The sequence below is a fragment of the Citrobacter sp. HN-141 genome, from assembly GCF_033341895.1.
Taxonomy (GTDB): Bacteria; Pseudomonadota; Gammaproteobacteria; order Enterobacterales; family Enterobacteriaceae; genus Citrobacter.
Genome location: NZ_JAWPBF010000014.1, coordinates 109,882 through 133,023, shown reverse-complemented (window position 1 = coordinate 133,023; position 23,142 = coordinate 109,882). Strand labels below are relative to the sequence as shown.

The following is a 23,142-nucleotide window of genomic DNA, read 5'->3' as shown; positions in this document are numbered from 1 at the left end:
CCATTAGTCATCAAGCTGATCGAGAGCTTGAGAAGAGGCGGGTTGCGCCTGCGGTTCGGCTTTACGCCACTGTGGGTTCAGCTGGATGTAGACCAGCGCGATAATCACGCCAACCCCACCGAAAGCCAGCAGGCTCAAATCGAGATAACCCCCGGCGATAAACCCTAGGAAGAAGAAGGGCATCAGGTACTTCACGCCCATCATGCGCAGCACCATGGCGTAGCCGACCACCACGATAAAGCCACCGGCAATCTGCAATCCGCGGGTGACGAATTCCGGGATGGCGTTGAGCATATTGCTGACCATATCGGCGCTGACAAACAGCGAGACGATTAATGCAGGAATGGCAACGCGCAGCGCCTGTACGCCGAGGGCGGAAACGTGCAGCATGTCGATGGTGCGAAAGCGGGCATCTTCGGCTGCTTTATCCGCTGCGTGCTGGAACACCACGGTGATGGTACGGGCGAATACCGTCAGTACCTGGCCTGCCGCTGCGACCGGCAGGGCGATAGCGATACCGGTCGCAATACTTTGCTGACCGACGATGACCAGAATGGCGGAGATAATACTGGCGAGCGCCGAATCGGGAGACTGCGCTGCGCCGACGTTCATCCAGCCAAGAGCGATTAACTCCAGCGTGCCGCCGAGCATAATCCCGGTTTTTAAATCACCGAGGATCAGGCCGATAACGGTACAAGCAATGAGCGGACGGTGGGTCTGGAACTCATCCAGCACGCTGCCCATTCCGGCAATACAGGAAAATAGGAATATGGCGATAATTTGTAGGGTACTTATTTCCATAATATGTCACCTTGTGAATGTGATCATCCCTGCCTGTTAAAGCATAAGTACACAGGCATTTTTATTTATTCAGCGAACGATTGTTCTTCTATTTTTTCGAGAATATTAATAGATGGATCGGATGCGACGACACGTAAATCCAGCGTGACACCCAGTTTATCTAACTCACGAAATGCATTAATGTCGTCGTTATCTAAAGAAACGGCTTTGGTTAATTGTTTTTTACCAGGCCGCCAGGCCATACCACCAATATTTAACGTAGCGATTTTCACGCCTTGCTTGACCATTGCCAATGCATCCTGTGGACGGGTAAATAGATAAAAAACGGTTTCGTTCTGGTATTGCGGATTATGGTAAACTGCGACCGCCTTTTCGATATTAACAACGTTCACTTTCATTCCCGGCGGGGCGGCCTGACGTAATAATGTGCGGCGTACTTCATCGTTATAAACGTCGTCATTGCAGATAATAATCCGTTGGGCATTTGCCACCTTCGACCAGACGGTGGTGACCTGACCGTGGATCAGACGGTCATCAATACGAGCAAGGGTAATATTCATCAGAAATCCTCTTCGGTCGTTTCCAGATGTTGCCAGACGACACAGGTTTGTTGAGCAATGGTCGTCAGGTGTTCGCACAGTTCATCCACATTCATACTGCTTTGGTTGTCTACCAGTTCCAGCGCCAACGGCAGTGATAACCCGCTGATGACCCGTATCGCCGGATTGTGCATCGCCAGCGTCGCGGCGGCATTCCAGGGACTGCCACACTGCAAATCGACGGCAATCAGCCATTCACCGCCAGTGTGAATACTTACTAACTTTTTCAGCTTTTCCACAATGTCGCTGGCGTTCTCTCCGGGGACAAATGCCACGGCTTCAACGTTGGCATCACCGTAGACCATCTGTACCGATTCCAGCATGGCGCAGGCCAGTTTGCCGTGAGCACAGAAGATTGCATTGACCATAAAACCTCCTTAACCGCGCGTTTTCCCGCCCGCAATGTTAGTGGTTACTCCGGTGATGTAACTGGCGCGTTCAGACAAAAGATAACAAACAAAATCAGCAACTTCGCTTAAGCGCCCTGAGCGACCAATCGGGATCGCGTTCCTGGTGTAGCCTTCGCGCAGCTGTTCGACGGTGATGTTGCGGGTCCAGGCCAGCGCTTCTTCATACTCGGGGGTGCGCAGTCCGGTTTTTTCCAGAATGCCAGGTGCAATGCCCACCACACGAATGCCGTGTTTGCCCAACTCTTTCGACCAGGAACGGGTAAAGCTATTCAATGCGGCTTTGGTAGCGGAGTAACAGCTTTGACCTTCAGAACCTTCCAGTCCGCTTTCGGAAGAGACATTCACAATCACGCCGTTACGCTGTTTTACCATTTGGCGTGCCGCTGCCTGCGACATTAAGAACACACCTTTCTGGTTGATATTAACCATTTTTTCAAAAGCGGCTTCGTTGAGTTCGTATTGTCCGGCGGGGGCTTTTTCATCGACCAGAAGACGCGGAAAATTAACGCCAGCATTATTTACCAGCCCATCAATACGTCCGTAGCGTTGGATAATTTCAGCGACAGTATGATTAACCTCTTTGGCGCTGGAAATATCCGTTGGCCAGAAATGATACCCGTCATGACTATCGTATTTACCTTCTCCGCCATGAATATCTGCCATTTGCACATTAGCGCCTTGCGCTAATAACTCCTCGACAATTGCCAGACCAATTCCGGATGCACCACCGGTAACAATAATGACTTTGTCCTGCAAGTTTAACCACGTTTGCATAATTAACTCCCGATCTCAGATAAGGGGATCCCACATAAAATTAATTATGGCAGGACCAATTAGAATTTATTTACTTCAACAATAATTCAGCGGTATGGCTGTTGGTGACTAAACAGTTAATATAATTCCCACGTAATGCGCCTAATATCCCACTGTATTTTTCTTCACCCATTGCAATGCCAATGGAGTAACGTGCCTGTTTTAATTTATTGGTTTCGATGGAGAGCGTCTTTTCACTCATATTGGTTTCTACGGTTACACCGTTGATATCGTAAAAGCGCGAGCAAATGTCTCCGGCGACCTGGCGGGTATGCAGGTCATCACTCTCTTCACTGCCGTAAAAAGCGTGCCAGTTGGCGCCATCACGTATCGCCGGAGATCCAATCCCGACCAGCGCGATGTCCAGATTATCCCAGTACGCGGAAATCGATTTAAAATGTCGTGACTGCATGATCCCGTTACGGATCAGCGGGTTTTCCAGCAGTGCCGGGAAATCTGCCAGGTGTGATTCCCCTTTGAGCTTTGCCGCTGCGCCGTAGGTCAGTGTATTGACGTGGTAGCGGCTTTCAAGTTTGCCGGATGGTCCGCCGATAATCGGCACGCAGATCAGCTGGCGCGACTGGCTGGCAGGAGATAACCCTTCCACCAGTCCCCGAACCGCGCGACCCCATGAGAACCCGATAATGTCCCCAGGTTCCAGTAAGCGTTCCAGCAACTGTGCGCCATGTACGCCCATCATATTAAGTTGTTCATCTTCCTGTTCGCTGTCGCAGGAGACCACCACCGCTTCTTTCAGGCCAAATTTCTGTTTTAGCTGCTGTTCCAGCCACAGGTTCTCGTTGAAGTCGTAATTAATGGCAATGGTAACGATGCCTGATTCGCGGCCACGTTTTAGCAGACGGCTGATCGTGGTGCGATAAATTCCCAGTTCGCGGGCGATTTGCGCTTGCGTCATATCCTGTTCGTAATAGAGCTGGGCTATTTTTACGATCAGGCGGATATCATCGCTGTTTTCCGTTGCCATCTTTGGGCTCCTGCACATTTGTGCAAATCACTACATTGTCTTCTTGATCTGATATAACCCCATCGATGGCCCAGTTCAAAGTAATTTTCTCTTCTTTCAGCGCCATGAACCGGCAGTTTGTGTTGCACATTTGATGTGCCGATAGCGCGTTGTCGGCACATATGTGCTTATTGATGTAATGCCTTGATTCTGTGTATTTTCGTGCAACAAAATTGCAGGCATGGGTTGCGGACACTTTTGTGTCGAAAGGTGTGGCGGATCACAAATAGCGCCCGGGCGTGAGAACACGATTATTTTTTATCGCCCGCAAGGTAGGGTATATTTCGCTTTTAATACACAAAGTCCTTCAAGTTGTATCAAGGCGGCAAGGGAGCGAATCCCTGGGAGCATAGAGTGCTATGTGACCTGGGTGAGTGAGGGCAGCCAACGCAGAGACAGCCTGAAGGATGACGTGTATACAGGAGAAATTATGCTGCCCGACTCATCCATCCGATTAAATAAATACATCAGTGAAAGCGGAATCTGCTCGCGTCGCGAGGCAGATCGCTTTATCGAACAAGGGAATGTCTTCCTGAATGGCAAACGCGCCACCATTGGCGATCAGGTGATGCCTGGCGACGTCGTAAAAGTAAATGGTCGGTTGATTGAGCCGCGTGAAGCGGAAGATCTGGTTTTTATCGCGCTGAACAAGCCGGTAGGGATTGTCAGCACCACCGAAGACAGCGAACGCGACAACATTGTTGATTTTGTTAACCACAGTAAACGCGTGTTCCCAATTGGCCGTCTGGACAAAGACTCTCAGGGCTTAATCTTCCTGACCAACCACGGCGATCTGGTGAATAAAATCCTGCGCGCCGGTAACGATCACGAAAAAGAGTATCTGGTGACGGTTGATAAACCAGTCACTGATGACTTTATCCGTGGGATGGGGGCCGGTGTGCCAATCCTCGGCACCGTCACCAAAAAATGTAAGGTGAAGAAAGAAGCGCCGTTTGTGTTTCGCATCACGCTGATTCAGGGGCTGAACCGTCAAATCCGTCGTATGTGCGAGCACTTTGGTTATGAAGTTACTAAGCTTGAGCGTACGCGTATCATGAACGTTGGTCTGTCAGGCCTGCCGCTGGGTGAATGGCGCGATCTGACGGATGACGAACTGATCGGTCTGTTCAAGCTGATTGAGAACTCGTCCTCAGAAGCCAAACCGAAGGCCAAAGCGAAGCCAAAAACCGCAGGCATTAAGCGCCCGGTGGTGAAAATCGAAAAAGCCGCGGAGAAAGAGAAATCGCGCCCGGCGGCAAACGGTAAGCGTTTTACCTCGCCGGGGCGTAAGAAGAAAGGGCGTTAACGTCTGCCGCGCGTCGGCGTATTCGCTGACCAGGAAAACGATGCTTCCGCATCCGGTTTATAAGCCTGCTTTTTCTTCAACTGGCGGGCTTTTTTTGCCTCTGCTTCGCGCAAAACCATCAGTTTATCGATGTACTCTTTCTTGATGCTGTTGGTCTCAGCGTTGGTCAGCAGCCGACCATGCGCAATGCGTGCACGGTCGAGCAGCGTTTTCAGTTCACGCTGTTCGCGTTCGGTCATCTCTTTTTGGGTAATGCGGGGGAGTGCCATAAGGGTGCCCTCTGTTAGCCGATATCCTCAGTGTACGGTAATCCGGAACCTGCTGATAGCGTCATGCATTGTATTATTCAGCAATACGTAATTTTCCGGCGAAGTCCTGCTGTGTATAGCCCGTTGTTCTGAATCGCTTATCTGTGATGATGTTATCGATCTCTTTTAACGTAGCGATACACATCACACCGTCCTGGCCAAATTTTGTATGGTCGGCAAGAATTACCGACTTTTTACTCATAGCAATCATTGATTTGGCAACATACGCTTCGTCAAAGCTTTTCACCAGCACACCATGTTGAGGCGAAATGCCACCCGCGCCGATGAAGCAGATATCTGCGTGAATGGTGTTTATTTGCTGACAAACGGAGACGCCGAGATTGGCGCGGAAATGGTAGTCATATTCACCACCTAATACATAAACCCGCGCTTTAAGATTATGTTCTTTGATTTTATCGGCAATTAAGGCTGAATTGGTAATAACGGAATAGGCCAGAGGAGGTAATTGTTCGGCCAGAATAAGATTGGTTGTGCAGGAATCAATGAATAGAGTATCGTGCTCGCTGACCATCCCGGCGGCAAGTTTACCAATTGCCATTTTTTCTTCGCGGTGTATATCAATCCGCGCGCCAAATTCATCTTCCTGAACAACCTGCTTTTTGACGGCGCCGCCGTGAATCTTGGTAATTTGCCCTTCAGACTCCAGAATGGAGAGATCGCGGCGAATGGTCTCTGATGTGACGTTTAGCATTTCCGATAATTTGATAACCGTCACTTCACCGAATTTATTTAATTCATCGAGGATATGTTTTCTTCTTTTAATCGGGTTCATTATTTTCCGCCAACGTCGTGCTTTGGCGCATGGTAACTGGATGTGCAGAGCAACGCAACCACTCCAACGCACAGACAATACCCTCATCGTCATTAGAGGCCGTTACATAGCTGGCTTGTCGTTTTACTGCCTCAGGCGCATTCCCCATTGCAATACCAATGCCGGCAGCAGAAAGCATACTGATATCGTTTTGCTGGTCGCCAATCGCCGCAACTTTCTCGGCTGTTATATTGAGCTGTTGCATTAACATGTTCACCGCATAACCTTTATTTATTTCGCTACGTTGGATATCAATGTAATTCTCCCCAGTGATAGTCGCCGTATAGCCATAAGGCAATTTATTATTCGCTTCTGTACACAGTGCATTTATTTTTAACTGATCGGTAACGAGCGTGATTTTATAAATATCTTGCCGGTTTAAAATATTTCCAGGCGCTGCAAAAATAAGGGGTAATTCAAATAAACGGGCTTCATACGTTGTCCATGGCGCTACCTGTTGGTCGTAACGATGATAAATAGCATCGGCGCTAAAAAAGTGATGAGGACAGAAGGAAAGCGAAATATGCCGGTCAATATCCCGAAGATTCATACAAGAGAGCGCTGCAGTATGAATATTGCGCTGCTGCGCCATCTCGAGGATCTGACCTCCGTTGAAGCCTGCGCACCAGCCAAACAGTGTATTAACCTGCTGCTGCTGTAGCAGGCGCATCATAGAGGAGACCGGTCTGGCGGAACAGGCGGCCAGCAGGCCACCGCGCTGGTGGAATTCGATGAGTGCCTGACGTGTGCGTGGACTGATTGTCTTTTGCGAAGTCAGTAGTGTTCCATCCAGATCGGTGACCAGTAACATGCTGCTTTTCCCTTAATATCAATGCGTAATAAACGGTGTGACAGCCTCTTTGGCGGCGCTGCAGACCATATTGTCGATTGCCGTACCGACGACCAGAATATTGACCCCGGTATCCTTAAACGCTTTGGCATTGGCGAGGTTAATCCCGCCTTCTGCCAGCGTCGGTACGTCCACTGCGCCAACTAACGCCCTCAGGCGATCTTTGATGGCCTGCGGAATATCGCCCGCGGCTACGCCTTCGTAACTCATGCCGGTCATCAGACCAATCATGTCGACGCCAATCTCCTGCATCCGTTTTGCTACGCTGGCGACCTCTTCCGGCGTGCGCGCAGGAATACCAAAGGTATGCAGGTCATCCGGATGCCCAATATAAGCATCAACGGTCAGGCCATACTGATGGGCGAGATTAACGATGTCCTGCAGATCGTCCCAGTCGGATTTGTGGGTGTGTAAGCCATCGGCACCCGCACGGGCAATCTCCAGTATCTCGGTTTCGGTGAGCGGGACCGGTAACGTTTCGGTAAAGCCACCTGCGATACCGACGGTAATGAAGATATCGTCAGGAACCACATTACGCACGCCATGTACTGCTTCGGCCATCTGGCTGTTGGTGATTTCGTGGCGGATTTGTTCCGCCGCGTGCATATTGCTCACCCCTTTATGCCCACGCGCCAGCGCCAGTGCGGGATGGTTCGGTTCAAGCAGCTTAACGCCCGCCTCACATACTGCTTTCGCCAGGCGCGCATCGTCGCCGGTTATCCCTGTGCTGAGGATGGTTTGCCCGCCGTGCAGCGTGATGGCATCTTTCACTTTCTGTAACGCTTTAGCGCGTTTTTTATTCATATCGCCTTTAAACATGGTGTACCTCTGGTGTTGGTGCATTAATTAATGGGCCGACGCGGTAGATTCTTTCTGTGCGACAGCCTTAAAACGGTTGGCAATAATGGTGGAAATACAGGTCAGGCCCATGACGGTAACCATCACAATCGCCATTTGCAGCGCATTGCTGGATAAGAACGGAGAGGCAAATGCGGGGACATAAGCCACGCCTTTAACGTTAAAGAAACCCAGCATCATGCCGCCCAGACCGGCCCAAACGATTGCTGAACCAAAGACAATTTTGTTGGCAAACATGAACGGATAGGCCGATTCAACGAAGGTCCCAAAGCCGAGGTTGATAAGCAGGCCGGGTGTCGCGACGGCAGCTTCGCTTTTTTCTCGTGGTGCGATGACGTTAGCCAGGTTGATTCCTGCAGCAACCATCACCAGGCCTACCATATCGACAGCGCCGAGGAAGCTGACACCGGATTTTTCCATTTCCAGGAGCACCAGCGGCAGAATGACCGCGTGATAGACGCCCCCCAGAATAGCTGGCCAGATAACCAACCCAGCCAGCAGGCCGGCAAGGATAGGGCTGAAGGCCAGCGTGCTTTCGATAGCCAGTTTGATGTAATTACCTGCTGACAGCGCCAGCGGACTCAGCAGATAGTGCATGATTAACCCAGCGGCCAGGCCTGAGATCCCACCCGCAACAATGTTGACGGTGGTCATCGGGAAGCGCCAATTCAGGCATAGTTCAAACAGCCAACGAACGAAAATCCCGGCCATCAAACCACCGATGATCCCGCCAATCAGACCGCCTTCGACGGAAAGAACCCCGGCGACCACCCCGGCAACAATTGAGACTTCATCCAGTTCCGAAATTTGTTTTGCTGCGAGAACCGCAACTAAAACCGGCAGGCCCTTCAGCAGAATTTCAAAGATATCGTTGAGTTTTTCCAGGCCAGGGATGTGACTGAGTGCGAGCACGATTGCCATGGCGATAAAGCCCGGCAGCGCAGGGATCATTATGCTGCGAATATTGAAGCGCTTAAGCAGACTTTTTCCAGAACCGCCCTGTGAAGGAGATGCACTGCCCAACTGTGGTTTGTATTTAACACCCCAGTGCTTACACAGTGATGCGATGAAGGAAACTGCGCGGGTTCGACTGGTGGTACCCGTCGTGCCCGATGTTGCGACGACATTTGCCCCCTTTGCCGCGACCAGCGCCATTGAGGTCCCGCCGGTGCCAACAATCGGTGTTTTCATTTCAACAGCTGCGGCAAAGACAGCCTGATTGGCCTTCACCGGATCGGCGCTCATCACGATGATCCCATCGATCTCACCGTTACGGATCATTTCGGCAATCCTGAAATCGCTCTCAACTACCGAGTCGTTCACTTCTGAAAGTTTGCCCTGAAATATCCTTTGTGGTTTTTGTTGGTTTTCTGTGGTTAGTGCAAATACCGACGCTGGCGTGTGAGCTTTGGCTACGTCCATTGAGGCTTCTGCCGCAATGAACTGCACAGCGGCAACTTCAACTCCTGCGGCTTCGCACTGCTGGTAAATTTCTTGGAGTAGCTTTTCTGGTTCAGCACCACCCAGGTTGTAGAGGTTGCCTCCACTGCTTCCAATAATCGCAATTTTTTTCATAGCGGCCTCGAAGATAGGGTAAGGGTTTATCTGTGTTGTAGTGAAATCATATTCCCAATTAAAACAAACTAAATCAACATTATTAAAATGATTAAATTTGAGGTTAAAACAGGTTTATTTATATATTTAATTGAAATATAACAATTAATCAATTATTTTGTTTTGTGTTGATATTTGTTGTTTTGTGATGGGGTTCAAATGAGGGTAGGGAGAAATGGAGGATGCCTCCTCCATTTATGAAGATTAGTGTTGTTTTACTGCGTGTGGTTTCTCTTCAATCGGCTTGCCGGACCAGTAGCCTGCCAGCAGCGAACCGGAAAGGTTGTGCCAGACGGAGAACAACGCACCAGGCAGGGCAGCGAGCGGGCCAAAGTAGATTTTGCCCAGTGCAGCGGCAAGTCCTGAATTCTGCATGCCCACTTCGATTGCCAACGTACGGCAGGTTGACTCGTCGAAACCAAACAGTTTTCCGCCCCAGTAGCCGCCAAGCAGGCCAATGGTGTTATGCAGGATCACGGCGATAATCACCACAAAACCGACGGAGGCAATGTGCGCGGCGGAACCTGCCACGACGGCGCTGATGATTGCCAGAATGCACACCATAGAAAATGCGGGCAGATACGGCTCCACGGCTTTTACGACGCGTGGGAACAGATGGTGAATGACCAATCCCAACGCAATCGGAATGACCACGATCTGCAGGATACTCAGCAACATACCCATCACATCTACCTGGATATGCGCATCGACATACAGCCGTGTCAGCAGCGGGGTGGCGACAACGCCGACCAATGTTGAAACCGATGAAATAGTCACAGAGAGCGCCACATCGCCTTTCGCCAGATAGATCATAACGTTTGATGCCGTTCCGCTGGCGACGCTCCCGACCAGCACCATCCCTGCGGACAGTTCCGGCGGCATATTAAATGCCAGCGCTAAAATCCATGCGGCGAGCGGCATCACCAGATAGTGCAGGAAAATACCTGCCGCGACCGGTGCGGGACGTGAGAGTACGCGTTTAAAGTCATCCACCTTCAGGTGAACGCCCATGCCGAACATGATCAGCATCAGTAATGATGGCACGAATGGTCCGACGGGCGTAAAGGTGGAGGGCGTGTAATACGCAATAACAGAGAGCAGCAGCGCCCATAACGGGAACAGCCGCGTGAGAGTAGCGAGCATGTTATATTCCTTGCGATTGAAATGTGTTGTGTTGTTATAAAAAAGCCGGGATCGAGCCCGGCTATAGTTATTGTTTATCGCGTGATGGAATATTATTCAAACAAATTATGGTGCAGTTTCTGGACGACCAACTCGGCTTCGGTGCCCGGCACCAGGAAGCACAGGTTGTGGCTGGATGCGCCGTAGCAAATCATGCGGATGTTGAACGGTTCCAGTACGCCGAACACCTCTTTACCCACGCCACAGGCTTTGGACAGGTCGTTGCCAATCAGTGCCACCAGCGCCAGGCCTTCTTCCACTTCAACCCGACACAGGGCAGACAGTTCCATCAGCAGAGACTGTGTTAACAGTGTATCGCCGGTGGAGGTGGAGCCTGTAGTATCCAGCGTCAGCGCCACGCTGACTTCGGATGTGGTAATCAAATCTACCGAGATATTGTGGCGCGCCAGGATGCCGAACACTTCTGCTAAAAAGCCGCGAGAGTGCAGCATATTCAGGCTATGCAGCGTTAGCAGCGTTTGCTTACGGCGCAGTGCCAGCGCCCGGAACAGCGGTGGATTCACGGTTTTATTGCATACCAGCGTACCGCCTGCTTTTGGATCTTTGCTGGAGCCCACAAACACCGGAATATCGCTACGTACGGCAGGTAACAGGGTTGCCGGGTGCAGGACTTTCGCACCGAAGGTTGCCATTTCCGCGGCCTCCTCGAAGGCAATCTCATCGATACGCTGCGCTGCGGGAACAACGCGCGGATCGGTGGTGTAAATGCCAGGAACATCGGTCCAGATATCGACGCGCGTTGCGTGCAGCGCTTCGGCCAGCAGGGCGGCCGTATAATCGCTGCCGCCGCGTCCGAGTGTGGTGGTGCGGCCTTTGCTTTCGCTACCGATAAAGCCCTGAGTAATGACCAGACCTTCGCTCAGTCGCGGGGCAAGCTGGATGGCTGCCAGTTCGGCCAGCGCCGCCACATCTGGCTCAGCACGACCAAAGCGATCGTTGGTGCGCATCACTTTGCGTACGTCAAACCATTGGGCCTGAACGTTACGCTCGCGCAGGATCTCAACAAACAGCAGGGTAGACATCAGTTCACCGTGGCTGACCAGTTCATCCGTCAGCGCGGTTGAGGTCGCCAGTGACGCCGCTTCAGCCAGCGTAGTGATGTTTTCCAGCAGACGCTCAATTTCTTCGCGGATCACGTTCGGATAACGCAGGCGTTCCAGAATATTGAACTGAATTTGACGAATGGCGTCGAGTTTCTCGAAGCGCTCAGTCGGCTCCAGACCTTCTGCCAGTGCAACCAGCAGATTGGTAATGCCTGCAGAAGCGGAAAGCACCACTAAGCGGACGTTAGTATCGGAAAGTACGACATCCGCGCTGCGATTCATGGCGTCAAAATCCGCCACGCTGGTACCACCAAACTTGGAGACAACTACATCAGTCATAACTACCTCGTGTCAGGGAATGAATAGAGCGACCATGGCACATAAGGCAGAACGGAAACCGGTGCAGGCGCAAATGCAAATACCGTATTTATAAATAAAATGTGTAGCTTGCACTGTCAACGCTGGGATTATGCGGATTTTTCATGCTGCAACTGCGTTGAGTAACGGTACTAATAACAACGCTGATAACCGCTATACTTTTTAGCCACGTTTGGCGGATGCCCTGGCAATGGCATTAAAACAATCACACTTTTCTGTGACTGGCGTTACAATCGATCTCAGTCACAATTCTCAAAATCAGAAGAGTATTGCTAATGAAAAACATCAATCCAACGCAGACCTCAGCCTGGCAGGCACTACAAAAACACTTTGAAGAAATGAAAGACGTTACTATCGCGGATCTGTTCGCGAAAGATAGCGATCGTTTCACTAAGTTTTCCGCGACGTTTGACGATCTGATGCTGGTGGATTTTTCCAAAAACCGCATCACTGAGGAGACGCTGGCTAAACTGCAGGATCTGGCGAAAGAAACCGATTTGGCGGGTGCCATCAAGTCCATGTTCTCCGGTGAGAAAATCAACCGCACTGAAGACCGTGCCGTGCTGCACGTGGCGCTGCGCAACCGTAGCAATACGCCTATCATCGTTGACGGCAAAGATGTCATGCCGGAAGTGAACGCAGTGCTGGAGAAGATGAAATCCTTCTCTGAAGCGATCATCTCCGGAAGCTGGAAAGGCTACACCGGCAAAGCGATCACAGATGTGGTGAACATCGGTATCGGCGGTTCTGACCTCGGCCCGTTCATGGTGACCGAAGCGCTGCGTCCATACAAAAATCACCTGAACATGCACTTTGTGTCTAACGTCGATGGTACGCACATTGCCGAAGTGCTGAAGAAAGTGAACCCGGAAACCACGCTGTTCCTGGTCGCTTCCAAAACCTTCACCACCCAGGAAACCATGACCAACGCCCACAGCGCGCGCGACTGGTTCCTGGCGACCGCAGGCGACAACAAGCACGTTGCCAAACACTTCGCTGCGCTCTCCACTAACGGTAAAGCGGTTGGCGAGTTTGGTATTGATACCGCCAATATGTTTGAGTTCTGGGACTGGGTTGGCGGTCGTTACTCCCTGTGGTCTGCCATTGGCCTGTCCATCATTCTGTCCGTGGGCTTCGACAACTTCGTTGAGTTGCTCTCCGGCGCGCACGCGATGGACAAACACTTCTCCACCACGCCGGCTGAGAAAAACCTGCCGGTGCTGCTGGCGCTGATCGGTATCTGGTACAACAACTTCTTCGGTGCCGAAACCGAAGCGATTCTGCCGTACGACCAGTATATGCACCGTTTCGCGGCCTACTTCCAGCAGGGCAATATGGAATCCAACGGTAAATACGTTGACCGTAACGGCAATGCTGTAGACTACCAGACTGGCCCAATCATCTGGGGTGAGCCGGGTACTAACGGCCAGCATGCGTTCTATCAGTTGATCCACCAGGGCACCAAAATGGTTCCGTGCGATTTCATCGCGCCGGCAATCACCCATAACCCGCTGTCAGATCACCATCCGAAACTGCTGTCTAACTTCTTCGCGCAAACCGAAGCGCTGGCTTTTGGTAAATCTCGTGAAGTCGTTGAGCAGGAATACCGCGACCAGGGTAAAGATCCGGCAACGCTGGACCACGTTGTGCCGTTCAAAGTGTTTGAAGGCAACCGCCCGACCAACTCCATCCTGCTGCGTGAAATCACGCCGTTCAGTCTGGGTGCGCTGATTGCACTGTACGAACATAAAATCTTCACTCAGGGCGCTATCCTGAACATCTTCACCTTTGACCAGTGGGGCGTTGAGCTGGGCAAACAGCTGGCAAACCGCATTCTGCCGGAACTGAATGATGATAAAGAAATCACCAGCCATGATTGCTCGACCAACGGTTTGATTAACCGTTATAAGTCCTGGCGTGCCTGATGGCGCTGCGCTAATCAGGCCTACAGGCGCACACTTGTAGGCCGGATAAGGCGTTTCGCCGCCATCCGGCATTAATGAAATAAAAAAAGCCGATATTAATATCGGCTTTTTTATAAGATTACTCCAGGATATCTACACCTTTTCTTCATTTCTTAATTGAGCTTAATCCTAAAATAATTCATTCAACGTTATCCTGTTTCTGATATTTTCAGATTTTCCGGGTGTTGTGTTTTTTATTTATATATTTTAACTAATTGATTAATTTAATTTTATTATCGACAGTCAATTATTTTCTCTCTTGCTGGCTAATTATCCTAAATTCCCCCGTGGCGTAATTTGCACTCTTTCGCTTGTGTATACTCGATCTCGCCCGAAATTCGTTTGGGTAAATCTCCATTCATACAATGAAGGGAATTTGTGATGAAAAAAGTTCTGTATGGCCTGTGGGCTATATCTGCGCTTGCGGCGACTTCTGTCTATGCCGCCCCCGTTCAGGTGGGTGAGGCAGCAGGGTCGGCAGCGGCGTCGGTTTCGGCAGGAAGTTCCTCCGCAGCCAGCGTGAGCACCGTAAGTTCTGCGGTGGGGGTTGCCCTGGCGGCGACCGGTGGCGGCGATGGTTCTAATACCGGAACCACAACCACCACAACCACCAGTACCCAGTAATACCGGTACGTTTAACCATAACCACACTTCGGTGTGGTTATTTTGGATTGCCAAAGGTCAGTGGGATTTGTAGGCCGGGTAAGCGTCGCGCCACCCGGCAATAATGCGGAGAAACGTCGTGAAGCGACCAGCGCTGATATTGGTTTGCCTGTTATTACAAGCGTGTTCAGCCACCACCGAAGGGCTGGGTCATTCGCTGTGGGAGAGTGTGTTTGGGTCACCTGGCGTACAGATGACGGACGATGAAATCCACAACATGCCCTACGCCAGCCAGTATATGCAGCTCAACGGCGGTCCCCAACTGTTTGTCGTGCTCGCTTTTACCGAAAACGGGCAGCAGAAATGGGTGACTCAGGATCGGACCATTCTTGTGACGCAGCATGGGCGACTGGTGAAAACGCAACTCGGTGGCGACAACCTGATCGAGGTGAACAATCTGGCGGCTGATCCACTGATCAAGCCCAATCAGATAGTCGATGGCGCAACGTGGACCCGCACGATGGGCTGGACTGAGCATCAACAGGTCCGCTACGCCACTGCCCGCTCGGTTTTCAAATGGGATGGCCCTGACAGCATCAGCGTGGGCAGCGAACAGACTGCGGTTCGGGTGCTGGGCGAAGAAGTGACGACCGATCGGGCGCGCTGGCATAACCGCTACTGGATCGACAGTGAAGGGCAAATCCGTAAGTCAGAGCAGTATCTGGGCGCACATTTCTTCCCGGTGAAAACCACGCTGATTAAGGCGGCAAAATCATGATCAAACGAGCCGTTATGGCGCTGCTGTTGAGTCTGAGCGCAGCGTCTGTTTTTGCTGCGGGCAGCGTTAAGGTCTTTACCTCCGCCAGCGCAGAGCCGAAAACGCTGACCGGGGCCGAACATCTGCTCGATCTGGTGGGACAGCCGCGGTTGAGTAATAGCTGGTGGCCCGGCGCGGTTATCAGCGAAGAGCGGGCGACGACGGAGGCGGAACGTCAGCAGCAGGCGTTACTGGCTCGCCTGGCGACGCTGGGCGCTGAAGAAAGCGGTGACGATGCTGCCGCTATCAACGCATTACGCCAGCAAATTCAGGCGCTGAAGCTGACTGGCAGACAGAAGATTAACCTCGACCCGGATGTTGTGCGCGTCAGCGAACGAGGCAACCCGCCGTTGCAGGGCAATTACACGCTATGGGTCGGTCCACAGCCAACCGATGTCACGCTGTTTGGCCTGCTAAGCCGTCCGGGTAAACAACCGTTTATGCCCGGGCGTGATATTGCCAGCTATCTCGATGGGCAAAGTCGGCTCAGCGGTGCGGATAGTAGCTACGACTGGGTCATCTATCCCGACGGACGCACGCAAAAAGTACCGGTGGCTTACTGGAACAAACGCCACGTTGAGCCGATGCCCGGCAGCATCATTTTTGTCGGACTCTCTGATGCTGTCTGGAGCAGCACCCCGGATGAAATCAATGCCGATGTTCTTCGCACCCTGACTCAGCGGACCCCTGAATAATGAGAAAAACTTATCTGCTCAGCCTGTTGGCGCTGGGCGTAAGCGTTGCCTGCCATGGTGAAACCTGGCCCGCGCCCATTGGACCATCGCAGTCCGATTTTGGCGGCGTGGGGCTGCTGCAAACCCCAACCGCACGCATGGCGCGCGAGGGCGAAATGAGCCTCAACTACCGCGATAACGATCAGTACCGCTACTACTCTGCGTCGGTGCAGATCTTCCCGTGGCTGGAAACCACGCTGCGCTACACCGATGTGCGTACCAAACAATACAGTAGCGTGGAGTCGTTTTCTGGCGATCAGACTTACAAGGATAAAGCTTTTGATCTCAAACTGCGGCTGTGGGAAGAGAGCTACTGGGTGCCAGAGGTGGCTGTTGGTGCGCGAGATATTGGCGGAACGGGCCTGTTCGATGCGGAGTATATTGTGGCGAATAAAGCCTGGGGGCCGTTTGATTTCTCGCTTGGCCTCGGCTGGGGATACCTTGGGACCAGCGGCAACGTCAGCAATCCGTTTTGCTCATACAGCGATAAATTCTGCTATCGCGATAACAGCTACAAGCAGGCCGGTTCTATTGACGGCAGCCAGATGTTCCACGGCCCGGCATCGCTGTTTGGTGGCGTCGAGTATCAGACGCCCTGGCAGCCGTTGCGTCTGAAACTGGAATATGAGGGAAACAATTACCAGCAGGATTTTGCGGGCAAGCTGGATCAGAAGAGCAAGTTTAACGTCGGCGCTATTTATCGCGTCACCGATTGGGCCGACGTTAACCTCAGCTATGAGCGCGGGAACACCTTTATGTTTGGGGTCACGCTGCGGACTAACTTCAACGATCTGCGGCCAAACTATAACGACAACGCCCGCCCGAAATATCAGCCCCAGCCCCAGGATGCCATCCTGCAACATTCGGTGGTGGCGAATCAGCTAACGCTGCTGAAGTATAATGCTGGGCTGGCAGACCCTAAAATTCAGGTGCAGGGCGATACGCTATATGTGACCGGAGAACAGGTGAAATACCGTGATTCGCGGGAAGGGATCGAACGCGCCAACCGGATCGTGATGAACGATCTCCCCGACGGGATCCGCACGATCCGCATTACGGAAAACCGCCTGAACTTACCGCAGGTGACGACCGAAACGGAGGTTTCCAGCCTCAAGCGCCATCTGGAAGGCGAACCGTTGGGCCATGAAACCCAGCTGGCGCAAAAACGCGTTGAGCCCGTGGTGCCGAAAACGACCGAGCAGGGTTGGTATATCGATAAGTCACGCTTCGATTTCCACATTGATCCGGTGCTTAACCAGTCGGTGGGCGGCCCGGAAAACTTCTATATGTATCAGTTGGGCGTGATGGGAACGGCGGATTGGTGGGTTACCGATCACCTGCTGACCACCGGGAGTTTGTTCGCCAACCTCGCCAATAACTATGACAAATTTAACTACACCAACCCGCCGCAGGATTCGCATTTACCACGAGTGCGTACACATGTGCGCGAGTATGTGCAAAACGATGTCTACGTGAATAACCTGCAGGCCAACTACTTCCAGTCACTCGGAAACGGGTTCTACGGGCAGGTTTACGGTGGCTATCTGGAAACCATGTACGGCGGAGCGGGGGCGGAAGTGCTGTATCGTCCACTGGACAGCAACTGGGCGTTTGGTGTTGATGCCAACTACGTGAAACAGCGTGACTGGCGTAGCGCGCAGGACATGATGAAATTCACCGACTACAGCGTGAAGACCGGGCATTTGACGGCTTACTGGAATCCGTCGTTTGCCCAGGATGTACTGGTGAAAGCCAGCGTGGGTCAGTATCTGGCGGGGGATAAGGGCGGAACGCTGGAAGTGGCGAAACGCTTTGACAGCGGCGTAGTAGTGGGCGGCTATGCGACCATCACCAACGCCTCGCCGGATGAGTACGGAGAGGGTGATTTTACCAAAGGGGTATACGTTTCCGTGCCACTGGATCTGTTCTCGTCTGGCCCGACCCGCAGTCGTGCGGCGATAGGCTGGACACCGTTAACGCGTGATGGTGGTCAGCAGCTTGGACGTAAGTTTGGTTTGTACGATATGACCAGTGACAGGAGCGAGAACTTCCGTTGATGTGCATGTTGATCGCCCGGTGGCGCTACGCTTACCGGGCCTACGGTAGGCCGGATAAGGCAAAGCCGCCATCCGGCAAGAACCATTGTGCGAACAAAATCTAAACAAAAAATGTAGATCTCTGTCACATTTTTGCGTTATACAGGAACTTCGCCACTGAGTAAGAGGTGCTGTTATGACGTCGCTATCTCGTCCGCGCGTGGAGTTTATCTCCACCATCTTGCAGACCGTGTTGAATCTGGGGCTGCTGAGTCTGGGCCTGATCCTGGTCGTATTCCTCGGGAAAGAAACGCTGCATCTGGCCGATGTGCTGTTCGCGCCGGAACAAACCAGCAAATATGAGCTGGTGGAAGGACTGGTGGTTTACTTTCTGTACTTTGAATTTATCGCGCTGATTGTGAAGTATTTTCAGTCAGGGTTTCACTTTCCGCTGCGCTACTTTGTCTATATCGGGATCACGGCGATTGTGCGGTTGATCATTGTCGATCATAAAGCCCCCATGGATGTGCTGATCTATTCTGCGGCGATCCTGCTGCTGGTGATCACCCTGTGGCTGTGCAACTCGAAGCGGTTGAAGCGAGAGTAACAAAACAACACGCCGTTGGGGCGGCGTGTTGCAGGTCAGGCTTATTGTGCAGAGACGGGCTTGGCTTTCTCTGCGGCGGGTTCCCACAGTTCTTCAAGTTCTTCCAGTGTTTTGCCTTTGGTTTCCGGTACGAACTTCCACATGAACAGCGCCGCCAGAATGCCCATACAACCGTAAATCCAGTAGGAGAAACCGTTGTGGAAATGGGAAACCAGCCAGGAGTTTTTGTCCATCATCGGGAAGGTCCAGGAGACGAAGTAGTTCGCCAGCCACTGGGCTGCGACCGCAATGGCGAGTGCTTTACCGCGAATCGCATTGGGGAAGATTTCTGCCAGCAACACCCAACACACCGGTCCCCAGGACATGGCGAATGCCGCAACATAAAACAGCATCGACAGCAGCGCCACCAGGCCGGAAGCCTGGGTATAAAACGCGGTACCGAGACTGAACATCCCAATTGCCATGCCGAATGCGCCAATGATCTGCAGCGGTTTGCGACCAAACTTGTCCACCGTCATGATCGCCAGCACGGTGAAACTCAGGTTGATTACACCGACAATAATGGTCTGCAATAGCGCCACATCGGTGCTGGCTCCAAGCGTTTTGAAGACTTCTGGCGCGTAGTACAGCACGACGTTAATACCGACAAACTGCTGGAAGATGGATAACATCACGCCGATGACGATCACGCCTGCACCAAACATCAACAGACGACCACCGGTTTTGCGGCCATGCTCAAGTGACTGATTGATCTCTTGCATTGCCTGAGTGGCGAGTGTGCTACCCATAATCTTGCGCAGAATACCTTCTGCCTGTTCATGTCTGCCGCGCGCCATCAGCCAACGTGGGCTTTCTGGTACGGTATACAGCAGCAGTAAAAACAGCAGGGCGGGGATACTTTCGGAGGCAAACATATATCGCCAGCCATCGGTATTCAGCCAGTTGGCATCACCAGAACGGGCAATAAAATAGTTAACGCAGTACACCAGTAATTGGCCAAAAATAATCGCGAATTGGTTAAAAGAAACCAGTTTTCCACGAATATGTGCCGGAGCCAGCTCAGCAATATACATAGGTGAAAGCATGGAAGCTAAACCTACGCCAATACCACCGATGATGCGATAAATAACGAATTCGGGAACGTATCCTGCTAAATATACAGGCACAGCATTATCGGGGTTAATGGTGGTAAAACCTAATTCTGGCCATGCGGAACCGATGCCGGAAATAAAAAATAACAGCGCAGCGATTTTCAGCGAATCCCGGCGACCAAAGCGGTTACTGCAATACCCGCCCAGCGCACCGCCGATGATGCAGCCAATCAGCGCACTGGCAACGCAGAAACCCAGCAGCGAGTTAGCGGCGGATTCACTTAAGTGTTGTGGGGCAACAAACACGGTATTTAAGGACTCTACCGTACCGGATATGACCGCAGTGTCATAACCAAATAATAGACCTCCTAATGTAGCAACTAGCGTAATCGAAAATATATAGCTGGAATTATATTGGGTATTCATTCAGACCTGCCTTAGACGATACAGCTCTTTTTATCAGTATTGGAGATGGTGGATTTAACAGGCAGGGAAGACAATTATCATTTTTTACATTGCAATTACGTTTTGTCTTTTCTGTGATCTTAGCTCTGTTTAATATGTTACCAGTCAGGTGGAGAATTTAATTGCAGTGATGGAGAGCACGAAAGGAAATAATCATAACGGCAATGCAAAATAACATAAAAAAAGGGCGCTCCGTAGAGCGCCGAATAACAGTCACAGGTTGGGATAACATAAGTTGAGGGTTGCAGTGGCATTGCCCGTTGCCGGGCGGGGTAACACAACTACTTTGATGAAACTTAGCCTTTCACACCACCCGCGGTCAGGCCGTTGACCAGCCAGCGCTGCGCCAACAGGAATACCAGCGTGATCGGAATGGCGGAAAGTACAGCTGCGGCGGCAAAGTCGCCCCACAAGTAGTTCTGTGGATTGAGGTACTGCTGCATACCTACCGCAAGGGTGTAGCTGTTCACATCACGCAGCAGCAGTGATGCGACCGGGACTTCAGTAATGGCGGCAATGAACGACAGAATAAACACGACCGCCAGAATCGGTACCGAGAGCGGCAACAGCACCAGGCGGAAAGCCTGCCACGGCGTTGCGCCATCCAGCGCGGCCGCTTCTTCCAGCGAACCGTCGATAGTTTCGAAATAGCCTTTAATCGTCCACACATGCAGTGCGATACCGCCGAGGTAGGCGAAAATCACGCCGCCATGGGTGTTGAGACCGATAAACGGAATATATTGGCCCAGACGGTCAAACAACGCGTATAACGCCACCAGAGACAGCACTGCCGGGAACATCTGGAAAATCAGCATCCCTTTCAGCAGCGTTGCTTTACCCGGGAAACGCATGCGGGCAAAGGCATAAGCACAAGTGGTGGAGAGCGTCACGATACCGATCGCGGTAATGGTGGCTACTTTCACTGAGTTCCACAGCCATAACAGCACCGGGAATGGCGGCGGCGTCACACGACCATCCGCGTGCTCTACGCTAAAGCCCAGCGCCAGTTTCCAGTGCTCCCAGGAGATGTTTTCCGGGATCAGACTACCGGTGGCAAAGTTACCTTCGCGCAGCGAGATAGCGATAACCATCAGCAGCGGGAACATGATCGCCGCGATAAAAATCAGCAACCCTAAGTGCGTGATTAGAAGGCGGAGCTTCTGAGATTTAGGTTGTACCATAGCCATATTCCGTGCCCTCCTTAGTCGAATTTCATACGTGTGGCTTTCAGGTTCACGATCGCCAGTGCGCCTACCAGCAGGAAGATCAGCGTGGCAATCGCCGCCGCCAGACCGAAGTCCTGGCCGCCGCCGCCTTCAAAGGCGATACGGTAGGTGTAGCTCACGAGCAGGTCGGTATAACCGGCTGGTGTGGTGGTGCCAAGTCGGTCCGGGCCACCGTTGGTCAACAGTTGAATCAGCACGAAGTTGTTAAAGTTAAAGGCAAAGCTGGCAATCATCAGCGGCGTTAGCGGCTTAATCAGCAGCGGAAGCGTAATCTTAAAGAAGTTCTGGAACGGACCGGCGCCATCCATTGCTGATGCTTCATACAAGTCATCAGGAATCGCCTTCAGCAGCCCCATGCACAGGATCATCATGTACGGATAGCCGAGCCAGGTGTTGACGATGATAATCATCGAACGCGCGGTGGTCGGGTCGCTGAACCAGGCCGGTTTGATGCCAAACAGTGTGCTCAGCATCATGTTGATTTCACCAAAGCTTTGGTTGAACAATCCTTTGAAAATCAGAATCGAGATAAACGACGGCACGGCATAGGGCAGGATCAGCAGGACGCGGTAAATCGCTTTGCCTTTCAGGGATTCCCACTGCACCAGACAGGCCAGCACCATCCCTACGGCAACGGTCAAAATAACGGTCAGTACCGAGAAGACTACCGTCCAGACAAAGATGGCGAAGAACGGCTTCTGGATGCCCTCGTCGGTAAAGACGCGGGTGAAGTTGTCCCATCCAATGGCGACGGTATAGCCTGGACTGAGTTTTTCTGTACCCCAGCTCCCGTCAGCGTTAATCGCCTGATAGTAACCAACATCGTTGTTGGCGCGGTATTTTACGCCGCTCTGGTTATTGGTGAGCGTGCCGTCATCAGCGAGCGTATAGAGCGGCTGCGTGCCGGAGAACTGACGCAGTGAACTCATGATAACTTTGCTGTCATCCGGCAGAATGGCCGTTAACTGCGTCAGTGCCTGACGATTCTGGGTGATGATGCGCAGTGTCGCACGTTCGCCAGTTGGCAGAGCATCAGCGTCCTTCAGGTGCAGTTTCTGCTCGCCGCCAAATTTAAAGGCGTCGGAGAGATAATTCTTGCCAGTTTCACCGTCGGTGAGGGCTAGTTGCCACTCATCACCCGCCGGATACAGGCCAAAGTTGTAGGTTTTACCTGCCTGATAAGAACGATCCATCAGGACTTCCTGAGCACGTTCAAAGGTCAGCTGGTTGGTACTGCTGTAGTTGGTAAAGGCAATCGCGATAGTACAAATCAGCGGAAAAAGGACAAACAGCCCCATACCGGCAACGCCAGGGTAAACATAGCGCCAGGCATAGGCTTTACGGTTAGCGAAAATATACAGGCCAGCAGAGCTTAAAATCAGCGTCATGATGGCAAACAGGTACTCCCCCTGAGCGTACATCAAAACAACAAGGTAACCGACCAGTAGCCCAAGCAGACCCATCACTGACCATTTCAGCGTGTCGCTTTGCCACCAGTGTTTCTTTTTAATGACATCCATGGGGATCTTCCTCTTTACGCTTTATCCTTCGCACTACCTC

At 51.9% G+C, this 23,142-nt stretch carries 22 protein-coding genes; 7 read left to right on the top strand and 15 right to left on the bottom strand.

The annotated features are described in order from the left end of the window. Nucleotides 1–3: 3 nt before the first annotated feature. From RYZ59_RS17530 to RYZ59_RS17510, 5 genes are all read right to left on the bottom strand, one after another. Entirely contained in the window at nucleotides 4–801 is a 798-nt protein-coding gene (locus RYZ59_RS17530; protein WP_003826527.1) for a PTS mannose/fructose/sorbose transporter subunit IIC, read from the bottom strand. A 65-nt stretch (nucleotides 802–866) separates the two neighbouring features. Beyond that, nucleotides 867–1,361, bottom strand: coding sequence for a PTS system mannose/fructose/N-acetylgalactosamine-transporter subunit IIB (locus RYZ59_RS17525; RefSeq protein WP_079938943.1), 495 nt, complete (start codon nucleotides 1,359–1,361; stop codon nucleotides 867–869). Continuing rightward, nucleotides 1,361–1,768 (bottom strand): mannose/fructose/sorbose PTS transporter subunit IIA, encoded by a 408-nt coding sequence (locus tag RYZ59_RS17520; RefSeq protein WP_286636920.1) that lies wholly within the window; start codon nucleotides 1,766–1,768, stop codon nucleotides 1,361–1,363. The genes RYZ59_RS17525 and RYZ59_RS17520 overlap by 1 nt, the downstream gene beginning before the upstream one ends. A gap of 9 nt (nucleotides 1,769–1,777) precedes the next feature. Continuing rightward, nucleotides 1,778–2,584 carry an SDR family oxidoreductase gene (locus RYZ59_RS17515; RefSeq protein WP_318049774.1) on the bottom strand — a complete coding sequence of 269 codons (807 nt, stop codon included), beginning with the start codon at nucleotides 2,582–2,584 and terminating at the stop codon, nucleotides 1,778–1,780. Between the two features lie 70 nt (nucleotides 2,585–2,654). Continuing rightward, nucleotides 2,655–3,608 (bottom strand): sugar-binding transcriptional regulator, encoded by a 954-nt coding sequence (locus RYZ59_RS17510; protein WP_318049772.1) that lies wholly within the window; start codon nucleotides 3,606–3,608, stop codon nucleotides 2,655–2,657. Between the two features lie 469 nt (nucleotides 3,609–4,077). Between RYZ59_RS17510 and rluF the strand changes: the two genes are divergently transcribed. Next, nucleotides 4,078–4,953: a 23S rRNA pseudouridine(2604) synthase RluF gene (rluF, locus tag RYZ59_RS17505; RefSeq protein WP_318049771.1), complete on the top strand. Its 876-nt coding sequence runs from the start codon at nucleotides 4,078–4,080 to the stop codon at nucleotides 4,951–4,953. Here rluF and RYZ59_RS17500 read toward each other — a convergent pair. From RYZ59_RS17500 to lysC, 7 genes are all read right to left on the bottom strand, one after another. Beyond that, nucleotides 4,950–5,222 carry a DUF3811 domain-containing protein gene (locus RYZ59_RS17500; RefSeq protein ID WP_137381200.1) on the bottom strand — a complete coding sequence of 91 codons (273 nt, stop codon included), beginning with the start codon at nucleotides 5,220–5,222 and terminating at the stop codon, nucleotides 4,950–4,952. The genes rluF and RYZ59_RS17500 overlap by 4 nt on opposite strands. 73 nt (nucleotides 5,223–5,295) lie before the next feature. After that, nucleotides 5,296–6,054 (bottom strand): DeoR/GlpR family DNA-binding transcription regulator, encoded by a 759-nt coding sequence (locus RYZ59_RS17495; RefSeq protein ID WP_318049769.1) that lies wholly within the window; start codon nucleotides 6,052–6,054, stop codon nucleotides 5,296–5,298. After that, nucleotides 6,041–6,904 (bottom strand): Cof-type HAD-IIB family hydrolase, encoded by an 864-nt coding sequence (locus RYZ59_RS17490; RefSeq protein ID WP_318049768.1) that lies wholly within the window; start codon nucleotides 6,902–6,904, stop codon nucleotides 6,041–6,043. The genes RYZ59_RS17495 and RYZ59_RS17490 overlap by 14 nt, the downstream gene beginning before the upstream one ends. Before the next feature lie 18 nt (nucleotides 6,905–6,922). Beyond that, a complete protein-coding gene (locus tag RYZ59_RS17485) occupies nucleotides 6,923–7,762 on the bottom strand; it encodes a histidine biosynthesis protein (protein WP_318049767.1) in 840 nt (279 codons plus the stop codon). A gap of 27 nt (nucleotides 7,763–7,789) precedes the next feature. After that, nucleotides 7,790–9,376, bottom strand: coding sequence for a PTS sugar transporter (locus RYZ59_RS17480; protein WP_191213559.1), 1,587 nt, complete (start codon nucleotides 9,374–9,376; stop codon nucleotides 7,790–7,792). Between the two features lie 243 nt (nucleotides 9,377–9,619). After that, the gene (gene panS, locus RYZ59_RS17475; RefSeq protein WP_318049765.1) at nucleotides 9,620–10,558 is read right to left on the bottom strand and encodes a ketopantoate/pantoate/pantothenate transporter PanS; all 939 of its coding nucleotides are present in this window, start codon (nucleotides 10,556–10,558) and stop codon (nucleotides 9,620–9,622) included. 92 nt (nucleotides 10,559–10,650) lie between these two features. Next, a complete protein-coding gene (gene lysC / locus RYZ59_RS17470) occupies nucleotides 10,651–12,000 on the bottom strand; it encodes a lysine-sensitive aspartokinase 3 (RefSeq protein ID WP_318049764.1) in 1,350 nt (449 codons plus the stop codon). A gap of 314 nt (nucleotides 12,001–12,314) precedes the next feature. Here lysC and pgi point away from each other — a divergent pair, with 314 nt between their 5' ends. The 6 genes from pgi to psiE all read left to right on the top strand — a co-directional run bounded on the left by pgi (nucleotide 12,315) and on the right by psiE (nucleotide 18,800). Beyond that, on the top strand, nucleotides 12,315–13,964 hold the full coding sequence (pgi, locus tag RYZ59_RS17465; RefSeq protein WP_111466250.1) for a glucose-6-phosphate isomerase: 1,650 nt from the start codon (nucleotides 12,315–12,317) through the stop codon (nucleotides 13,962–13,964). 420 nt (nucleotides 13,965–14,384) lie between these two features. After that, nucleotides 14,385–14,627, top strand: coding sequence for an exopolysaccharide production protein YjbE (gene yjbE, locus RYZ59_RS17460; RefSeq protein ID WP_318049760.1), 243 nt, complete (start codon nucleotides 14,385–14,387; stop codon nucleotides 14,625–14,627). 118 nt (nucleotides 14,628–14,745) lie between these two features. Beyond that, nucleotides 14,746–15,384 (top strand): YjbF family lipoprotein, encoded by a 639-nt coding sequence (locus RYZ59_RS17455; protein ID WP_318049758.1) that lies wholly within the window; start codon nucleotides 14,746–14,748, stop codon nucleotides 15,382–15,384. After that, complete coding sequence (locus RYZ59_RS17450; protein WP_318049756.1) at nucleotides 15,381–16,118, top strand: capsule biosynthesis GfcC family protein; 738 nt, start codon at nucleotides 15,381–15,383, stop codon at nucleotides 16,116–16,118. Before RYZ59_RS17455 ends, RYZ59_RS17450 begins: the two co-directional genes overlap by 4 nt. Continuing rightward, complete coding sequence (locus RYZ59_RS17445; RefSeq protein WP_318049755.1) at nucleotides 16,118–18,214, top strand: YjbH domain-containing protein; 2,097 nt, start codon at nucleotides 16,118–16,120, stop codon at nucleotides 18,212–18,214. The genes RYZ59_RS17450 and RYZ59_RS17445 overlap by 1 nt, the downstream gene beginning before the upstream one ends. Nucleotides 18,215–18,389: 175 nt before the next feature. Then, nucleotides 18,390–18,800 carry a phosphate-starvation-inducible protein PsiE gene (gene psiE / locus RYZ59_RS17440; protein WP_003031674.1) on the top strand — a complete coding sequence of 137 codons (411 nt, stop codon included), beginning with the start codon at nucleotides 18,390–18,392 and terminating at the stop codon, nucleotides 18,798–18,800. Nucleotides 18,801–18,841: 41 nt separating this feature from the next. Here psiE and xylE read toward each other — a convergent pair whose 3' ends face one another. The 3 genes from xylE to malF all read right to left on the bottom strand — a co-directional run bounded on the left by xylE (nucleotide 18,842) and on the right by malF (nucleotide 23,102). Continuing rightward, entirely contained in the window at nucleotides 18,842–20,317 is a 1,476-nt protein-coding gene (gene xylE, locus RYZ59_RS17435; protein ID WP_318049754.1) for a D-xylose transporter XylE, read from the bottom strand. Between the two features lie 335 nt (nucleotides 20,318–20,652). Next, nucleotides 20,653–21,543, bottom strand: a complete 891-nt coding sequence (malG, locus tag RYZ59_RS17430) for a maltose ABC transporter permease MalG (protein WP_137381190.1) — start codon at nucleotides 21,541–21,543, stop codon at nucleotides 20,653–20,655. 14 nt (nucleotides 21,544–21,557) lie between these two features. Beyond that, the gene (gene malF / locus RYZ59_RS17425; RefSeq protein ID WP_318049751.1) at nucleotides 21,558–23,102 is read right to left on the bottom strand and encodes a maltose ABC transporter permease MalF; all 1,545 of its coding nucleotides are present in this window, start codon (nucleotides 23,100–23,102) and stop codon (nucleotides 21,558–21,560) included. Nucleotides 23,103–23,142 lie beyond the last annotated feature (40 nt).

Coding starts and splice junctions, on each gene's coding strand:
- RYZ59_RS17490 (WP_318049768.1), bottom strand. CDS start 6,904: ATGTTACTGGTCACCGATCTGGATGGAACACTACTGACTTCGCAAAAG.
- RYZ59_RS17445 (WP_318049755.1), top strand. CDS start 16,118: ATGAGAAAAACTTATCTGCTCAGCCTGTTGGCGCTGGGCGTAAGCGTT.
- RYZ59_RS17515 (WP_318049774.1), bottom strand. CDS start 2,584: ATGCAAACGTGGTTAAACTTGCAGGACAAAGTCATTATTGTTACCGGT.
- psiE (WP_003031674.1), top strand. CDS start 18,390: ATGACGTCGCTATCTCGTCCGCGCGTGGAGTTTATCTCCACCATCTTG.
- RYZ59_RS17485 (WP_318049767.1), bottom strand. CDS start 7,762: ATGTTTAAAGGCGATATGAATAAAAAACGCGCTAAAGCGTTACAGAAA.
- RYZ59_RS17500 (WP_137381200.1), bottom strand. CDS start 5,222: ATGGCACTCCCCCGCATTACCCAAAAAGAGATGACCGAACGCGAACAG.
- RYZ59_RS17530 (WP_003826527.1), bottom strand. CDS start 801: ATGGAAATAAGTACCCTACAAATTATCGCCATATTCCTATTTTCCTGT.
- lysC (WP_318049764.1), bottom strand. CDS start 12,000: ATGACTGATGTAGTTGTCTCCAAGTTTGGTGGTACCAGCGTGGCGGAT.
- yjbE (WP_318049760.1), top strand. CDS start 14,385: ATGAAAAAAGTTCTGTATGGCCTGTGGGCTATATCTGCGCTTGCGGCG.
- pgi (WP_111466250.1), top strand. CDS start 12,315: ATGAAAAACATCAATCCAACGCAGACCTCAGCCTGGCAGGCACTACAA.
- RYZ59_RS17450 (WP_318049756.1), top strand. CDS start 15,381: ATGATCAAACGAGCCGTTATGGCGCTGCTGTTGAGTCTGAGCGCAGCG.
- RYZ59_RS17525 (WP_079938943.1), bottom strand. CDS start 1,361: ATGAATATTACCCTTGCTCGTATTGATGACCGTCTGATCCACGGTCAG.
- RYZ59_RS17495 (WP_318049769.1), bottom strand. CDS start 6,054: ATGAACCCGATTAAAAGAAGAAAACATATCCTCGATGAATTAAATAAA.
- malF (WP_318049751.1), bottom strand. CDS start 23,102: ATGGATGTCATTAAAAAGAAACACTGGTGGCAAAGCGACACGCTGAAA.
- panS (WP_318049765.1), bottom strand. CDS start 10,558: ATGCTCGCTACTCTCACGCGGCTGTTCCCGTTATGGGCGCTGCTGCTC.
- RYZ59_RS17480 (WP_191213559.1), bottom strand. CDS start 9,376: ATGAAAAAAATTGCGATTATTGGAAGCAGTGGAGGCAACCTCTACAAC.
- xylE (WP_318049754.1), bottom strand. CDS start 20,317: ATGAATACCCAATATAATTCCAGCTATATATTTTCGATTACGCTAGTT.
- rluF (WP_318049771.1), top strand. CDS start 4,078: ATGCTGCCCGACTCATCCATCCGATTAAATAAATACATCAGTGAAAGC.
- RYZ59_RS17520 (WP_286636920.1), bottom strand. CDS start 1,768: ATGGTCAATGCAATCTTCTGTGCTCACGGCAAACTGGCCTGCGCCATG.
- malG (WP_137381190.1), bottom strand. CDS start 21,543: ATGGCTATGGTACAACCTAAATCTCAGAAGCTCCGCCTTCTAATCACG.
- RYZ59_RS17510 (WP_318049772.1), bottom strand. CDS start 3,608: ATGGCAACGGAAAACAGCGATGATATCCGCCTGATCGTAAAAATAGCC.